General features: G+C 60.1%; 13 protein-coding genes and 1 other RNA gene. All 14 read left to right on the plus strand.

Annotated features, from left to right (window positions below; translation table 11 throughout):
* The first annotated feature begins 140 nt into the window (after positions 1–140).
* The 14 genes from rsmI (at position 141) to AC3I0A_RS04345 (ending at position 15137) form a co-directional block, all read left to right on the plus strand.
* Positions 141–1013: a 16S rRNA (cytidine(1402)-2'-O)-methyltransferase gene (gene rsmI / locus AC3I0A_RS04280; protein WP_489376395.1), complete on the plus strand. Its 873-nt coding sequence runs from the start codon at positions 141–143 to the stop codon at positions 1011–1013.
* Between the two features lie 74 nt (positions 1014–1087).
* Positions 1088–1441, plus strand: an RNA gene (gene rnpB, locus AC3I0A_RS04285) — RNase P RNA component class A.
* 309 nt (positions 1442–1750) lie between these two features.
* A complete protein-coding gene (gene mraZ, locus AC3I0A_RS04290; protein WP_008147486.1) occupies positions 1751–2206 on the plus strand; it encodes a division/cell wall cluster transcriptional repressor MraZ in 456 nt (151 codons plus the stop codon).
* Positions 2203–3150, plus strand: a complete 948-nt coding sequence (rsmH, locus tag AC3I0A_RS04295) for a 16S rRNA (cytosine(1402)-N(4))-methyltransferase RsmH (RefSeq protein ID WP_489376396.1) — start codon at positions 2203–2205, stop codon at positions 3148–3150. Before mraZ ends, rsmH begins: the two co-directional genes overlap by 4 nt.
* Positions 3147–3440 carry a cell division protein FtsL gene (gene ftsL / locus AC3I0A_RS04300; protein WP_009050721.1) on the plus strand — a complete coding sequence of 98 codons (294 nt, stop codon included), beginning with the start codon at positions 3147–3149 and terminating at the stop codon, positions 3438–3440. Before rsmH ends, ftsL begins: the two co-directional genes overlap by 4 nt.
* Positions 3440–5179 carry a peptidoglycan D,D-transpeptidase FtsI family protein gene (locus AC3I0A_RS04305; RefSeq protein WP_489378406.1) on the plus strand — a complete coding sequence of 580 codons (1740 nt, stop codon included), beginning with the start codon at positions 3440–3442 and terminating at the stop codon, positions 5177–5179. Before ftsL ends, AC3I0A_RS04305 begins: the two co-directional genes overlap by 1 nt.
* Positions 5179–6642 (plus strand): UDP-N-acetylmuramoyl-L-alanyl-D-glutamate--2,6-diaminopimelate ligase, encoded by a 1464-nt coding sequence (locus tag AC3I0A_RS04310; protein WP_489376397.1) that lies wholly within the window; start codon positions 5179–5181, stop codon positions 6640–6642. Before AC3I0A_RS04305 ends, AC3I0A_RS04310 begins: the two co-directional genes overlap by 1 nt.
* Positions 6635–8002, plus strand: coding sequence for a UDP-N-acetylmuramoyl-tripeptide--D-alanyl-D-alanine ligase (locus AC3I0A_RS04315; protein ID WP_489376398.1), 1368 nt, complete (start codon positions 6635–6637; stop codon positions 8000–8002). Before AC3I0A_RS04310 ends, AC3I0A_RS04315 begins: the two co-directional genes overlap by 8 nt.
* On the plus strand, positions 8002–9084 hold the full coding sequence (gene mraY, locus AC3I0A_RS04320) for a phospho-N-acetylmuramoyl-pentapeptide-transferase (protein WP_489376399.1): 1083 nt from the start codon (positions 8002–8004) through the stop codon (positions 9082–9084). The genes AC3I0A_RS04315 and mraY overlap by 1 nt, the downstream gene beginning before the upstream one ends.
* A 5-nt stretch (positions 9085–9089) precedes the next feature.
* Positions 9090–10436: a UDP-N-acetylmuramoyl-L-alanine--D-glutamate ligase gene (gene murD, locus AC3I0A_RS04325; RefSeq protein WP_489376400.1), complete on the plus strand. Its 1347-nt coding sequence runs from the start codon at positions 9090–9092 to the stop codon at positions 10434–10436.
* Complete coding sequence (gene ftsW, locus AC3I0A_RS04330; RefSeq protein WP_489376401.1) at positions 10433–11650, plus strand: putative lipid II flippase FtsW; 1218 nt, start codon at positions 10433–10435, stop codon at positions 11648–11650. Before murD ends, ftsW begins: the two co-directional genes overlap by 4 nt.
* The gene (murG, locus tag AC3I0A_RS04335) at positions 11640–12710 is read left to right on the plus strand and encodes an undecaprenyldiphospho-muramoylpentapeptide beta-N-acetylglucosaminyltransferase (RefSeq protein WP_489376402.1); all 1071 of its coding nucleotides are present in this window, start codon (positions 11640–11642) and stop codon (positions 12708–12710) included. The genes ftsW and murG overlap by 11 nt, the downstream gene beginning before the upstream one ends.
* Positions 12703–14160, plus strand: a complete 1458-nt coding sequence (gene murC, locus AC3I0A_RS04340) for a UDP-N-acetylmuramate--L-alanine ligase (RefSeq protein WP_489376403.1) — start codon at positions 12703–12705, stop codon at positions 14158–14160. The genes murG and murC overlap by 8 nt, the downstream gene beginning before the upstream one ends.
* Positions 14157–15137, plus strand: a complete 981-nt coding sequence (locus tag AC3I0A_RS04345; RefSeq protein WP_489376404.1) for a D-alanine--D-alanine ligase — start codon at positions 14157–14159, stop codon at positions 15135–15137. The genes murC and AC3I0A_RS04345 overlap by 4 nt, the downstream gene beginning before the upstream one ends.
* Positions 15138–15139 lie beyond the last annotated feature (2 nt).

The raw sequence follows: 15139 nt of genomic DNA on the forward strand, positions 1-15139 counted from the left end.
AACCGTCAATTTAGGTGGTGCAAATGTTGCCGGGCGTTGGAAAAGACTGAAAAGCGCAGCGCCTCAAGGTATCTGTAGGGCGCATTACGAAGGTCTCTACAGGCTACAATGGCGCTTTTACCGATCATGAGGTGTGCGCTTTGACTGCTCCAGGTGCTTTGAATTCCGCTGCTGGCTCGCTTTATGTGGTGGCGACGCCCATCGGCAACCTGGACGACATCAGTGCGCGGGCGCTGAAAATATTGCGCGAGGTGGCGTTGATCGCCGCCGAAGACACGCGTCATTCCCTGCGGCTGATGCAGCACTTCGGTATTTCCACGCCGCTGGCGGCGTGCCATGAGCACAATGAGCGCGATGAAGGCAGCCGTTTCATCACTCGATTGCTGGCCGGTGACAATGTCGCGCTGATTTCCGACGCCGGCACGCCATTGATTTCCGATCCTGGCTACCACCTGGTTCGTCAGGCTCGTGCGGCGGGTATCAATGTCGTGCCGGTGCCAGGTGCCTGTGCGCTGATCGCCGCTTTGTCCGCGGCAGGCTTGCCGTCCGATCGCTTTATCTTCGAAGGTTTTCTGCCGGCCAAGGCGGTGGGGCGTCGTGCTCGCCTGGAGCTGTTAAAGGAAGAGCCGCGCACGCTGATTTTTTACGAAGCGCCACACCGGATTCTTGAATGCCTGCAGGATCTGGAATTGGTATTCGGCGCTGAGCGGCCCGCTTTGCTTGCCCGTGAGTTGACCAAAACCTTCGAAACACTCAAGGGGTTGCCGCTGGCGGACCTGCGGGCTTTTGTCGAAGGCGACAGCAATCAGCAGCGCGGCGAGTGCGTCGTGCTGGTGGCGGGATGGTCCGCACCCGTCAGCGATGAGGCGGTCAGTAGCGAGGCGATGCGCATTCTCGACTTGTTGCTCAAGGAAATGCCGCTCAAACGAGCCGCGGCACTGGCGGCGGAAATTACCGGCGAGCGCAAAAATGTCCTGTATCAGGTCGCTCTGGATAAGCAGAAAGCCGAGTAGGGCGCAGGTTGTAGAGTGGCAAAAGGCTTTTAACGCTTGTTCTTCGGCCTCTCTGCCGTTAACCTTCGCGGCGGAGAGTCGATTGGACAGTCGCTGCCTTCTATGAAAATTAGAGGGGGGAGGAAAGTCCGGGCTCCATAGGGCGGAGTGCCAGGTAACGCCTGGGAGGCGTGAGCCTACGGAAAGTGCCACAGAAAATAACCGCCTAAGCACTTCGGTGCCGGTAAGGGTGAAAAGGTGCGGTAAGAGCGCACCGCACGACTGGCAACAGTTCGTGGCTAGGTAAACCCCACTCGGAGCAAGACCAAATAGGGTTCCAAGGCGTGGCCCGCGCTGGAACCGGGTAGGTTGCTAAAGATGTCCAGTGATGGCCATCGTAGACGAATGACTGTCCTCGACAGAACCCGGCTTACAGATCGACTCTCCACCTTTTTCCCTCCCTGCTTAATCAATAGCAGAAGCGCTTTTGTAATACCGAAAAAATCTTACTCTTAATAAATTACTTTAACTTCTGATCGTAGGCTCTTGAGCTGATTGAGGTTAACGAGTCAAAACATCCGCCAGATTCTTGCTACCTCTCCTTTAAGTCTCCTAAATCTCCGATCTGTAAGGCTTTTCCGTGAAACCGCGCCTTGACGGTGCGGTAGGCGCATTCCTATAGTGTGCACAAGTGGCGAAAAGTGGCATGAAGTGGGTTTTTTGAGCGCAAAACGCTAATATTTGGGGGGGACGCAGACGTGTTTCGCGGAGCTAACGCTATCAGTCTCGATGCAAAAGGCCGTCTCGCCATGCCGAGCCGGTATCGTGACGAGCTGGTTTCGCGAAGTTCCGGGCAGTTAATCGTCACGATCGATGCCGTTGATCCGTGTTTGTGTGTTTATCCCCTCGATGAGTGGGAAATTATCGAAACCAAACTGCGCGCACTGCCTTCGCTACGTGAAGAAAACCGTCGTTTGCAACGTCTACTGATTGGTAATGCCGTCGACCTCGAGCTCGATGGCAGCGGTCGTTTTCTGGTTCCGCCTCGTTTGCGCGAGTACGCAAAGCTCGATAAGCGCGCAATGCTGGTGGGCCAACTGAACAAGTTCCAATTGTGGGACGAGGATGCCTGGGATGCAGTTTCTGCTGCGGACCTGGCTGCTATTCAACAACCGGGCGCCATGCCTGATGAACTGCGTGATTTAATCCTGTGACTATTGATAGCGGCTTTAACCACATCACCGTACTGCTTGACGAAGCCGTCGAGGCTCTCGCCGTACGCCCTGATGGCTGCTATCTGGACGGCACGTTCGGACGCGGCGGGCATAGTCGCCTGATACTCAGCCAGCTCGGTCCTGACGGTCGTCTGCTGGGGTTCGACAAAGATCCTCAAGCGATTGCCACCGGGCAAACGCTAGCGGCCGAAGACGGCCGCTTTGTCATTGTGCAGCGCAGCTTTGCCGAGCTGGGCTCGGAAGTCGCCGAACGCGGTCTGGCCGGCAAGGTCAACGGCGTTCTGCTCGACCTGGGCGTGTCCTCGCCACAACTCGATGATCCGGAGCGCGGCTTCAGTTTCATGAATGATGGCCCGCTGGACATGCGCATGGACCCGAGCCGCGGTGTCAGCGCCGCCGAGTTCATCGCCACGGCTCCTGCGGAAGAAATCGCCCGGGTGTTCAAGGAATACGGCGAAGAACGTTTCTCCGGGCGCATGGCTCGTGCAGTCGTCGAGCGCCGTGTCATCAAGCCGTTCGAGCGTACCGGCGATCTGGCCGAAGTCCTGAAAGTCGCCAACCCGGCCTGGGAAAAGGGCAAGCACCCGGCTACCCGGGCTTTCCAGGGTTTGCGCATTCACGTCAACAACGAATTGGGCGATCTCGAAACCGGCCTCGAAGCCGCGCTGGAGGCCCTTGAGGTGGGCGGTCGCCTGGTCGTCATCAGCTTCCACTCGCTGGAAGACCGCATCGTCAAACTGTTCATGCGTCGTCTGGTGAAGGGCGAAACCGATAACCTGCCGCGCAACCTGCCGGTGCGTTTCGAAGCCTTCGTGCCGAAAATCAAAGTCCATGGCAAAGCGCAGTTCGCTTCCGAAGCCGAACTCAAGGCCAACCCACGTGCCCGTAGCGCTGTCATGCGTGTCGCGGAGAAGTTGCGGTGAGCAAGCTTTTCGCCAAGCCACTTCCAGGCGGAAGCTTTTTCATGCTGCTGCTGTTTATAGGTGTGCTGGTTTCCGCGATTGCGGTGTCTTACAGCGCCCACTGGAACCGTCAGCTGCTCAACACTCTCTACGGCGAATTGAGCGTACGCGACAAGGCGCAAGCCGAGTGGGGCCGGTTGATCCTTGAGCAGAGCACCTGGACCGCCCACAGCCGGATCGAAGTGCTGGCTACCGAACAGCTGAAGATGCGAATTCCTGGCGCGGCAGAAGTGCAGATGGTGGCGCCATGATGAAACTCGAAGGCGCCCTTTATCCGTGGCGTTTTCGCCTGGTGCTGGGTTTGCTGGCACTGATGGTGGGCGCCATCGCCTGGCGCATCATCGACCTGCAGGTTGTCGATCGTGCCTTTCTCAAAGGCCAGGGTGATGCTCGCAGTGTTCGTCATATCCCTATCCCTGCGCACCGCGGCTTGATTACCGACCGCAACGGCGAGCCGTTGGCCGTCAGTACGCCAGTGACGACCTTGTGGGGCAATGCCAAGGAAATGCAGCTGGCCAAAGACAAGTGGCCAACATTGGCGGCTGCGCTGGGACAAGATCCCAAAGCGCTGGCCGAACGCCTCGAGGCGCAGGCCAATAAAGAATTCATCTATCTGGTGCGGGGTTTGACCCCCGAGCAGGGGCAGGCCGTACTTGATCTGAAAGTGCCCGGCGTCTACGGCATCGAAGAGTTTCGGCGTTTCTACCCGGCCGGTGAAGTCACCGCGCACATGGTCGGCTTTACCGACATCGATGATCACGGCCGCGAAGGTGTCGAACTGGCCTATGACGAATGGCTGGCAGGGGTCGCGGGCAAGCGCCAGGTCATCAAGGATCGGCGCGGCAGACTGATCAAGGATGTCCAGGTCACCAAAAACGCCAAGGCCGGAAAGCCCTTGGCGTTGTCTATTGACCTGCGCCTGCAATACCTGGCCAACCGCGAATTGCGCAATGCTATCGTCGAGAACGGTGCCAAGGCTGGCAGTCTGGTGATCATGGACGTGAAGACCGGCGAGATCCTCGCCATGGTCAACCAGCCGACCTACAACCCGAACAACCGTCGCAACCTGCAGCCGGCGATGATGCGTAACCGCGCCATGATCGACGTGTTCGAGCCGGGTTCGACCATGAAGGCGATCTCCATGAGCGCCGCCCTGGAAACCGGGCGCTGGAAACCCAGCGATACGGTCGAGGTCTACCCTGGCACGTTGCAGATTGGCAAATACACCATTCGCGACGTTTCCAAGAGCGAAGGGCCGGTACTCGATCTGACCGGCATTCTGATCAACTCCAGTAACGTCGGTATGAGCAAGATCGCCTTCGATGTCGGCGGCGAGAACATTTATCACCTTATGCAGAGAGTCGGCCTCGGCCAGGACACCGGTCTGGGTTTCCCCGGCGAACGTGTCGGCAACCTGCCGAATTATCGTGAATGGCGCAAGGCCGAGACGGCCACGCTGTCCTACGGCTACGGCCTCTCCGTGACCGCGATTCAATTGGTCCACGCCTTCTCGGCGCTGGCCAACAACGGCCGTATCGCGCCGCTGACCCTGATCAAGACCGACAAGGCGCCAGAGACCACTCAGGTGGTTACCGAGAGCGTCGCCAAAACCATGCAAGTCATGTTGCAGCAAGTGATCGAAGCGCCACGTGGCGTGTTCCGCGCACAAGTGCCGGCTTATCACGTGGCTGGCAAGAGTGGTACCGCACGCAAGACGTCGGTGGGCACCAAGGGGTATGCCGAGAACTCATACCGTTCGCTGTTCGCCGGTTTCGGTCCGATGAGCGATCCGCGTTACGCGATCGTGGTGGTCATCGACGAGCCAAGCAAGGCGGGTTACTACGGTGGCCTGGTCTCGGCACCGGTGTTCAGCAAAGTGATGTCCGGCACCCTGCGCCTGATGAATATCTCGCCGGATAACCTGCCACCTGTGCAACAAGCGAATGCCACACCCGGCAATGTAGTCAAAGCTAATGGAGGGCGCGGCTGATGTCTCTTAGCCTGAACAAGATTTTTGCCCACGCCGGTCGTGATCTGTTGATTCGCGAGCTGACCCTGGACAGCCGCAATGTCCGTGCGGGCGACCTGTTTCTCGCGGTCCCTGGCGGCAAGGTGGATGGCCGTACTCACATTGCCGATGCTTTGCAGCGCGGCGCGGCGGCGGTGGCCTACGAAGTCGAAGGCGCTACCATTTTGCCCATCACCGATGTCCCGTTGATTCCGGTCAAGGGCCTGGCGGCGCAGCTGTCGGATATCGCCGGGCGCTTCTATGGCGAGCCGAGCCGTAACCTGAATCTGATAGGTGTGACCGGTACCAACGGTAAAACCAGCGTGACCCAATTGGTTGCGCAGGCATTGGACTTGCTCGGTCAGCATTGCGGCATCGTCGGCACGCTGGGCACCGGTTTCTACGGCGCGCTGCAAAGCGGCCTGCACACCACGCCCAATCCGATTGCCGTGCAAGCGACCCTGGCTGACCTGAAAAAGGCCGGTGCGAAAGCCGTCGCAATGGAAGTTTCTTCCCATGGCCTGGATCAAGGTCGCGTCACTGCGCTGGCCTTCGATGTGGCGGTAATGACCAACCTGTCCCGGGATCATCTGGATTATCACGGGACCATGCAGGCTTACGCCGACGCCAAGGCCAGGCTATTCGGCTGGGCTGATCTGAGCTGCCGGGTGATCAACCTCGACGACGACTTTGGTCGGCAACTGGCCGCCGAAAAGCATGAATCACGCCTGATCAGTTACAGCCTGGAAGATTCCAGCGCGTACCTGTATTGCCGTGAAGCGCAATTCGATGACGAGGGCGTGCGCGCCACACTGGTCACGCCTCAGGGCGAACACCATGTGCGCAGCACCTTGCTTGGCCGTTTCAACCTGAGCAACGTGCTGGCGGCTATCGGCGCCTTGCTCGGTCTGGACTATGCGCTGGACGAAATCCTGCAAGTACTGCCCAAGCTCGAAGGCCCTGCCGGTCGTATGCAGCGCCTGGGCGGCGGTACTCAGCCATTGATTGTGGTCGATTACGCACACACCCCGGATGCGCTGGAAAAAGTGCTGACGGCGCTGCGTCCCCACGCCAAGGGCCGGCTGTTGTGCCTGTTCGGTTGTGGTGGCGATCGCGATCGCGGCAAGCGTCCGCTGATGGCTGAAGTGGTCGAGCGTCTGGCGGACGGTGTATTGGTCACCGACGACAACCCTCGTACCGAAGCGCCTTCGCAGATTTTCGAGGATGTCCGCGCCGGTTTCAGCGCTGCGGATAAGGTCAGCTTCGTGGCCGGTCGCGGCCAGGCGATTGCCCAGCTGATTGCCAGTGCTTGCGCTGACGATGTGATCGTTCTGGCCGGCAAAGGTCATGAGGACTATCAGGAAATCAACGGCGAGCGCCACGACTTCTCCGATCTGGTCGAGGCCGACAGGGCTTTGACCGCATGGGAGGTGGCTCATGCTTGAAACCCTTAAACTGAGCGAGTTGGCCAGCGCTTTGAACGGTCGCCTGGTGGCTGGCGATTGCAGCTTCGATGGCGTCAGCATCGACAGTCGTGCGATCAAGCCGGGGCAACTCTTTGTCGCCTTGGCCGGTCCGCGTTTCGATGGTCATGACTATTTGAATGACGTGGCCGCCAAAGGCGCAGTCGGCGCACTGGTCGAGCGCGAAGTGCCAAACACCGCGCTGCCGCAACTGCTGGTCAAAGACACCCGTCACGCGTTGGGTGAACTGGGCGCACTGAATCGTGCGGCCTACACCTACCCGGTCGCGGCCATCACCGGTTCCAGCGGCAAAACCACCGTCAAGGAAATGCTCGCGAGCATTCTGCGCACGCGCGGGCCGGTTCTGGCGACCCGCGGCAACCTGAATAACGATCTCGGCGTCCCGCTGACCTTGCTCGAACTGGCCCCGGAACACACGGCGGCGGTGATCGAACTCGGTGCTTCGCGGATCGGCGAGATTGCCTACACCGTTGGCATGACCAAACCCCATGTGGCGCTGATCAACAACGCCGGGACCGCCCATGTCGGTGAGTTCGGCGGGCCCGAGAAAATTGTCGAAGCCAAGGGCGAGATTCTTGAAGGGCTGGATGCCGACGGCATCGCCGTGCTCAATCTCGACGACAAGGCATTCACCATCTGGAAAACCCGCGCCGCCGGTCGTCAGGTGTTGAGCTTCTCTCAACTGGATGCCGGCGCAGATTTTTATGCCAGCTTCATCGTTACCGATGCTCGCGGATGCCCGGCATTTGAACTGCATACGCCGCAAGGCATTGCGCGGATTCAGTTGAACCTGCTCGGCGGTCACAATGTTACGAATGCGCTAGCTGCCGCAGCTGCCGCTCATGCCTTGGGCGTGTCGTTGTCCCATATCGTCTCCGGGCTCAATGCGGTGCAGCCGGTCAAGGGTCGTACCGTCGCGCAACTGGCGAAAAACGGCATGCGCGTGATTGATGATACGTACAACGCAAACCCCACCTCTATGTGCGCCGCGGTTGATATACTCGCCGGCTTTTCCGGACGCACCGTTCTGGTGCTCGGGGATATCGGCGAGTTGGGCGAGTGGGCGGAGCAGGGGCACCGTGATGTGGGTGCTTATGCTGCCGGCAAGGTTTGCGCGCTCTATGCGGTCGGTCCGATGATGGCGCATGCCGTCGCGGCCTTCGGCGAACACGCACGTCACTTCGCGACTCAGGCTGATCTGATCGCGGCGCTTGGCGCTGAACAAGACACAAACACCACTATTTTGATCAAGGGATCGCGAAGCGCTGCGATGGAAAACATCGTCGCGGCTTTGTGCGGTTCCAGCGGGGAGAAACATTAATGCTGCTGCTGCTAGCGGAGTATCTGCAACAGTTCTACAAAGGCTTCGCGGTCTTCCAGTACCTGACCCTGCGCGGGATCCTTGGTGTACTGACCGCGCTGTCGTTGTCGCTGTGCCTGGGGCCGTGGATGATCCGCACCTTGCAGCACCGGCAGATCGGTCAGTCGGTACGTAACGACGGGCCGCAATCGCATTTGTCCAAATCCGGTACACCGACCATGGGCGGCGCGCTGATTCTGTCGGCCATCGGCATCAGCACGCTGCTGTGGGCAGATCTGACCAACCGCTACGTCTGGGTCGTCTTGCTGGTAACCCTGCTGTTCGGCGCGATCGGCTGGGTCGATGACTACCGCAAGGTGATCGAGAAGAATTCCCGTGGCCTGCCAAGCCGCTGGAAGTATTTCTGGCAATCGGTGTTTGGCCTGGGCGCGGCGATCTTCCTTTATATGACTGCGCCAAGCGCGGTGGAAACCACCCTGATCCTGCCGATGCTCAAGGACTACAGCATTGCGCTGGGCGCGGGTTTCATCGTCCTGACCTATTTCGTGATTGTCGGTTCGAGCAACGCGGTCAACCTGACCGATGGCCTCGATGGTCTGGCGATCATGCCCACCGTCATGGTCGGCGGCGCATTGGGGATCTTCTGCTACCTGTCCGGTAACGTGAAGTTTGCCGAATACCTGCTGATCCCTTATGTACCGGGCGCGGGTGAACTGATTGTGTTCTGCGGCGCGTTGATTGGTGCCGGCCTGGGCTTTCTCTGGTTCAACACCTACCCGGCGCAAGTCTTCATGGGCGACGTCGGCGCGCTGGCGCTGGGCGCGGCGCTGGGTACCATTGCAGTCATCGTCCGTCAGGAAATCGTCCTGTTCATCATGGGCGGTGTGTTCGTGATGGAAACCCTGTCGGTCGTCATCCAGGTTGCGTCTTTCAAGCTGACCGGTCGCCGCGTATTCCGCATGGCACCGATTCACCACCACTTTGAACTCAAGGGCTGGCCCGAGCCACGCGTGATCGTCCGTTTCTGGATCATCACCGTGATTCTGGTGCTGGTCGGCCTTGCCACCCTGAAGCTGAGGTAGAACGAGTGTCTCTGATCGCTTCTGACCACTTCCGCATCGTTGTCGGCCTCGGCAAGAGCGGCATGTCCCTGGTTCGCTTCCTGGCGAACCGCGGCGTGTCGTTTGCCGTGGCCGATACGCGGGAAAATCCACCGGAACTGGCCACGCTCAAGCGTGACTATCCGCACGTGGAAGTGCGTTGTGGCGAGCTGGATGTCGAGTTCCTGTGCCGTGCCGACGAGCTCTATGTGAGCCCCGGTCTGGCGCTGGCGACACCGGCACTGCAAGCCGCAGCGGCCCGTGGCGTGAAATTGTCCGGGGATATCGAACTGTTCGCGCGTAACGCCAAGGCACCGATTGTCGCCATCACTGGTTCCAACGCGAAAAGCACCGTCACCACGCTGGTCGGCGAAATGGCCGAAGCTGCCGGCAAACGCGTGGCGGTCGGCGGTAACCTCGGTACACCGGCGCTGGACCTGCTCAGCGACGATGTCGAGCTGTACGTGATGGAACTGTCGAGTTTCCAGCTGGAAACCACCGATCACCTCGGTGCTGAAGTCGCCACCGTATTGAACGTCAGCGAAGACCACATGGACCGCTACAGCGGTCTGCCGGCGTATCACCTGGCCAAGCACCGGGTCTTCCGTGGCGCCCGGCAGGTAGTCGTCAATCGCCAGGATGCCTTGAGCCGTCCACTGATAGGCGAAGGCCTGCCGTGCTGGACCTTCGGTTTGAGCAAGCCCGACTTCAAGGCTTTCGGTCTGCGTGAAGAGAATGGCGAGAAGTATCTGGCCTTTGAATTCCAGAACCTGATGCCGGTTCGCGAGCTGAAAATTCGCGGTGCCCACAATCAGTCCAATGCGCTGGCGGCCCTGGCCCTCGGTCATGCTGTCGGTCTGCCATTCGACGCCATGCTGTCCACCCTGCGCACTTTCGCCGGACTCGAACATCGCTGCCAATGGGTCCGCGAGCTGAATGGCGTGAGCTACTACAACGACTCCAAAGCCACCAACGTCGGCGCCGCTCTGGCCGCCATTGAAGGTCTGGGCGCAGACATCGCCGGCAAGCTGGTGCTGATCGCCGGTGGCGACGGCAAAGGTGCGGACTTCAAGGACCTGCGTGGCCCGGTCGCGGCCAACTGCCGTGCCGTGGTGCTGATGGGGCGTGATGCGCAGTTGATTGCCGAGGCGATCGGCGATGCGGTGCCACTGATTCGCGTCAATTCGTTGATTGAGGCCGTCGAGCGCAGCCAGGCACTCGCCGAGGCAGGCGATGCGGTGCTGCTGTCGCCGGCCTGTGCCAGTTTCGACATGTTCAAGAACTACGAAGAGCGTGGGCAGTTGTTCGCCCAGGCCGTGGAGGGCTTGAAATGATCTTCGAAAATATCATCAAGCCGTATCCATCACCGCTCATCACCGGTCGCGGTATCGACCTCGACTTCCCGATGCTTGCCGGTTGCCTGGCCTTGCTCGGTCTTGGCCTGGTCATGATTACCTCGGCGTCGTCGGAAGTCGCTGCAGTGCAGTCCGGCAACACGCTCTACCACATGATTCGGCACCTTATTTACCTGCTCATCGGCCTCGCTGCCTGCATCGTCACCATGATGATCCCGATCGCCACCTGGCAGCGTCTGGGCTGGCTGATGCTGATCGGCGCCTTCGGTTTGCTGGTGATGGTGTTGCTGCCGGGGATCGGTCGTGAAGTTAACGGCTCGATGCGCTGGATTGGTTTCAGCTTCTTCAACGTCCAGCCTTCCGAGATTGCCAAGGTATTCGTGGTGATCTACCTCGCCGGGTATCTGGTGCGCCGTCAGAAGGAAGTCCGCGAAAGCTGGATGGGCTTCTTCAAGCCGTTCATCGTGTTGCTGCCGATGGCCGGTCTGTTGCTGATGGAGCCGGACTTCGGGGCCACTGTCGTGATGATGGGCGCCGCCGCGGCGATGCTGTTCCTCGGCGGTGTCGGGCTGTTCCGCTTCACCTTGATGGTGGCGCTGGCGGTTGGCGCGGTGACCGTTCTGGTTCAGGCCCAGCCCTACCGTATGGCGCGTCTGATTACCTTTACCGACCCATGGGCCGACCAGTTCGGCTCTGGTTACCAGTTGACCCAGGCACTGATCGCCTTCGGGCGCGGCGAGTGGCTGGGCGTTGGCTTGGGCAACAGTGTGCAGAAGCAGTTCTACCTGCCGGAAGCCCACACTGACTTCGTGTTCTCGGTATTGGCTGAAGAGCTCGGCATGCTCGGTTCATTGCTCACCCTCGGGCTGTTCGCCTTCGTTTGCGTGCGGGCGATGTACATCGGTTTGTGGGCCGAGAAGGCCAAGCAATTCTTTGCCGCCTATGTGGCTTATGGGTTGGCGTTCCTGTGGATCGGCCAGTTCCTGATCAATATCGGCGTGAACGTCGGGCTGCTGCCGACCAAAGGTCTGACCTTGCCGTTCCTCAGTTATGGCGGCAGTTCCCTGGTCATCTGCTGCGCCTGTCTCGGCTTGTTGCTGCGTATCGAATGGGAGAGTCGAACCCACTTGGGCAGTGAGGAGATGGAGTTCAAAGAGAGCGACTTCGCCGAGGAGCCGACCCATGGGCGCTAACGTGCTGATCATGGCTGGCGGTACCGGCGGGCACGTGTTCCCGGCGCTGGCCTGTGCCCGTGAGTTCCAGGCGCGCGGCTATACCGTGCATTGGCTGGGGACGCCACGCGGAATCGAGAATGAACTGGTGCCGAATGCCGGCCTGCCACTGCATCTGATCCAGGTCAGCGGGCTGCGCGGCAAGAGCAAATTGTCTCTGCTCAAGGCGCCGTTCGTGCTGCTCAAGGCTATCTGGCAGGCGCGCAAGATCATTCGTCAGCTGCAACCGGTCTGCGCCCTGGGCTTTGGCGGTTATGTGACCGGTCCCGGTGGTGTTGCGGCCAGACTGGCCGGCGTGCCGGTGATCGTTCACGAACAGAACGCCGTGGCCGGTACCGCCAATCGGCTGCTGGTGCCGTTGGCCGCCCGAGTCTGCGAAGCTTTCCCGGATACCTTCGGGGCATCGAACAGCCGCCGGACCACCGGTAACCCGGTGCGTACCGAGCTGTTCCTCGAAACACCGCGTCAGGCCCTGGCCGGACGCAAAGCTCGTTTGCTGATCCTCGGCGGAAGCCTGGGCGCAGAACCGTTGAACAAATTGCTGCCTGAAGCCCTGTCGCAGGTTCCTGTCGAACTGCGTCCGGAAGTGTTCCATCAGGCTGGCAAAAAACACGATGAAGTGACTGCCGAGCGCTATCGCGCCGTTGGCGTCGAGGCGCAGGTGCAACCCTTCATCAAAGACATGGCCCAGGCCTATGGCTGGGCCGACCTGGTGGTTTGTCGCGCAGGCGCGCTGACCGTCAGTGAACTGGCTGCTGCCGGTCTGCCCTCGTTGCTGGTGCCTTTGCCCCATGCAATCGACGATCACCAGACCCGCAATGCCGATTATTTGGCTCGTGAAGGCGCTGCTTTCCTGATGCCGCAAAGAACGACTGGCGCAGCGGATCTCGCTGCACGCCTGACAGAGGTCTTGATGCAACCGGAACGACTGAACGACATGGCCACTGCGGCTCGCCGCCTGGCCAAACCCGATGCCACGCGTAACGTGGTCGATATCTGCCTGGAGGTGGCTCATGGTTGAGAATAAGAAAGCCATGCCGCAACCGGAAATGCGCCGCATCCGTCGTATCCATTTCGTCGGCATCGGCGGTGTTGGAATGTGCGGGATTGCCGAAGTGTTGTTGAACCTGGGCTATGACGTCTCCGGTTCCGACCTGAAAGCGTCGCCGGTGACCGAGCGTCTCGAGTCCTTTGGCGCACAGATCTTTATCGGCCACCGCGCCGAGAACGCGATGACTGCCGATGTGCTGGTGGTTTCCAGCGCCGTGAACACCTCCAACCCGGAAGTCGCCACCGCGCTGGAGCGCCGGATTCCGGTGGTGCCGCGTGCCGAAATGCTCGCCGAGCTGATGCGCTATCGCCACGGTATCGCCGTGGCCGGTACCCACGGCAAGACCACCACCACCAGCCTGATCGCCTCGGTGTTCGCGGCCGGTGGCCTGGATCCTACCTTCGTCATCGGTGGCCGGCTGAATGCAGCGGGCACCAACGCACAGCTGGGCACCAGTCGTTACCTGATCGCCGAAGCTGACGAAAGCGATGCCAGCTTCCTGCACTTGCAGCCGCTGGTAGCGGTCGTCACCAACATCGACGCCGACCACATGGCGACCTACGACGGTGACTTCAACAAACTGAAGAAAACCTTCGTCGAGTTCCTGCACAACCTGCCGTTCTACGGTTTGGCGGTGGTCTGCCTGGACGATCCGGTGGTGCGTGAAATCCTCCCGCAGGTGAAACGCCCGACGGTCACCTACGGCTTCGGCGAAGAAGCCGACGTACGCGCGATCAACGTTCGCCAGCAGGGCATGCAGACGTTCTTCACCGTGCTGCGTCGTGACCGCGAACCGCTGGATGTCTCGGTAAACATGCCGGGCAACCACAACGTACTGAACTCGCTGGCGACCATCGCCATCGCCACCGACGAGGGCGTCAGCGATGAAGCCATCGTTCAGGGGCTGTCGGGTTTCGAGGGCGTGGGTCGACGTTTCCAGGTCTACGGCGAATTGCCGGTCGACGGTGGCAGCGTGATGCTGGTCGATGACTACGGTCACCATCCGACCGAAGTTGCAGCCGTTATCAAAGCCGTGCGCGGTGGCTGGCCGGATCGCCGTCTGGTGATGGTCTACCAGCCGCACCGTTTCAGTCGCACCCGTGACCTGTACGACGATTTCGTCCAGGTGCTGGCCGACGCCAACGTATTGCTGTTGATGGAAGTCTACCCGGCCGGCGAAGAGCCGATCCCGGGCGCGGACAGCCGTCAGCTGTGCCACAGCATCCGTCAGCGCGGCCAGCTCGACCCGATCTACATCGAGCGTGGCGTTGAACTGGCGCCGCTGGTCAAACCACTGCTGCGTGCCGGCGACATCCTGCTGTGTCAGGGCGCCGGTGATATCGGCGGTCTTGCGCCAAAACTATTGAATAGTCCGTTGTTCGCTGGTGCCGTTGCTGCCGGTCAGGAGAAATCGAAATGACTGCTGCCTACGCCAACCTGTTCTCGACTATCGATCCGAAAGACTTCGGCCGCGTCGCCGTGCTGTTCGGTGGCAAAAGCGCCGAGCGTGAGGTTTCGCTGAAATCCGGCAACGCCGTACTTGAAGCCCTGCAAAGCGCCGGTGTGAACGCCTTCGGCATTGATGTCGGCGATGACTTCCTGCAGCGTCTGCTGAACGAAAAGATCGATCGCGCCTTCATCATTCTCCACGGTCGTGGCGGTGAAGACGGCAGCATGCAGGGCCTGCTCGAATGCATGGGCATTCCTTACACCGGCAGCGGCATCCTCGCCTCGGCGCTGGCCATGGACAAGCTGCGGACCAAACAGGTCTGGCACAGTCTGGGGATTCCAACGCCGCGTCATGCCGTGCTGAGCAGCGAAGCCGATTGTATTTCTGCGGCGATGGAACTGGGCATGCCTTTGATCGTCAAACCGGCCCATGAAGGTTCAAGTATCGGTATGGCCAAAGTGACTTCCGCTCCTGAGTTGATCGAGGCATGGAAAGCGGCCAGTACCTACGATTCGCAAGTGTTGGTCGAGCAATGGATTCAAGGTCCGGAGTTCACCATCGCCACCCTGCGTGACCAGGTGTTGCCACCGATCGCGCTGGGCACTCCACACACTTTCTACGACTACGACGCCAAGTATCTGGCTTCCGATACCCAGTACCGGATCCCGTGTGGCCTCGATAGCACCAAAGAACAAGAGCTCATGGACCTCACGGCAAAAGCCTGTGAGGCGCTGGGTATTGCCGGTTGGGGACGGGCTGACGTGATGCAGGACGCCGACGGGCAGTTCTGGTTTCTGGAAGTCAACACCACACCGGGTATGACCGATCACAGTCTGGTCCCAATGGCAGCCCGTGCTGCCGGCCTGGATTTCCAGCAGTTGGTGTTGGCGATTCTGGCTGCAAGTGTTGCCAGTAATGCTGCCGGTAACAAAGAGCCGCGAGGTTAAGA

This window comes from Pseudomonas sp. KH_024_B2 (assembly GCF_057839965.1).

What these genes read in the sequence shown, in the direction of transcription:
- AC3I0A_RS04305 (WP_489378406.1), top strand. Translation starts at nt 3,440, where the DNA reads ATGAAACTCGAAGGCGCCCTTTATCCGTGGCGTTTTCGCCTGGTGCTG.
- AC3I0A_RS04310 (WP_489376397.1), top strand. Translation starts at nt 5,179, where the DNA reads ATGTCTCTTAGCCTGAACAAGATTTTTGCCCACGCCGGTCGTGATCTG.
- AC3I0A_RS04315 (WP_489376398.1), top strand. Translation starts at nt 6,635, where the DNA reads ATGCTTGAAACCCTTAAACTGAGCGAGTTGGCCAGCGCTTTGAACGGT.
- mraY (WP_489376399.1), top strand. Translation starts at nt 8,002, where the DNA reads ATGCTGCTGCTGCTAGCGGAGTATCTGCAACAGTTCTACAAAGGCTTC.
- ftsW (WP_489376401.1), top strand. Translation starts at nt 10,433, where the DNA reads ATGATCTTCGAAAATATCATCAAGCCGTATCCATCACCGCTCATCACC.
- murG (WP_489376402.1), top strand. Translation starts at nt 11,640, where the DNA reads ATGGGCGCTAACGTGCTGATCATGGCTGGCGGTACCGGCGGGCACGTG.
- murC (WP_489376403.1), top strand. Translation starts at nt 12,703, where the DNA reads ATGGTTGAGAATAAGAAAGCCATGCCGCAACCGGAAATGCGCCGCATC.
- AC3I0A_RS04345 (WP_489376404.1), top strand. Translation starts at nt 14,157, where the DNA reads ATGACTGCTGCCTACGCCAACCTGTTCTCGACTATCGATCCGAAAGAC.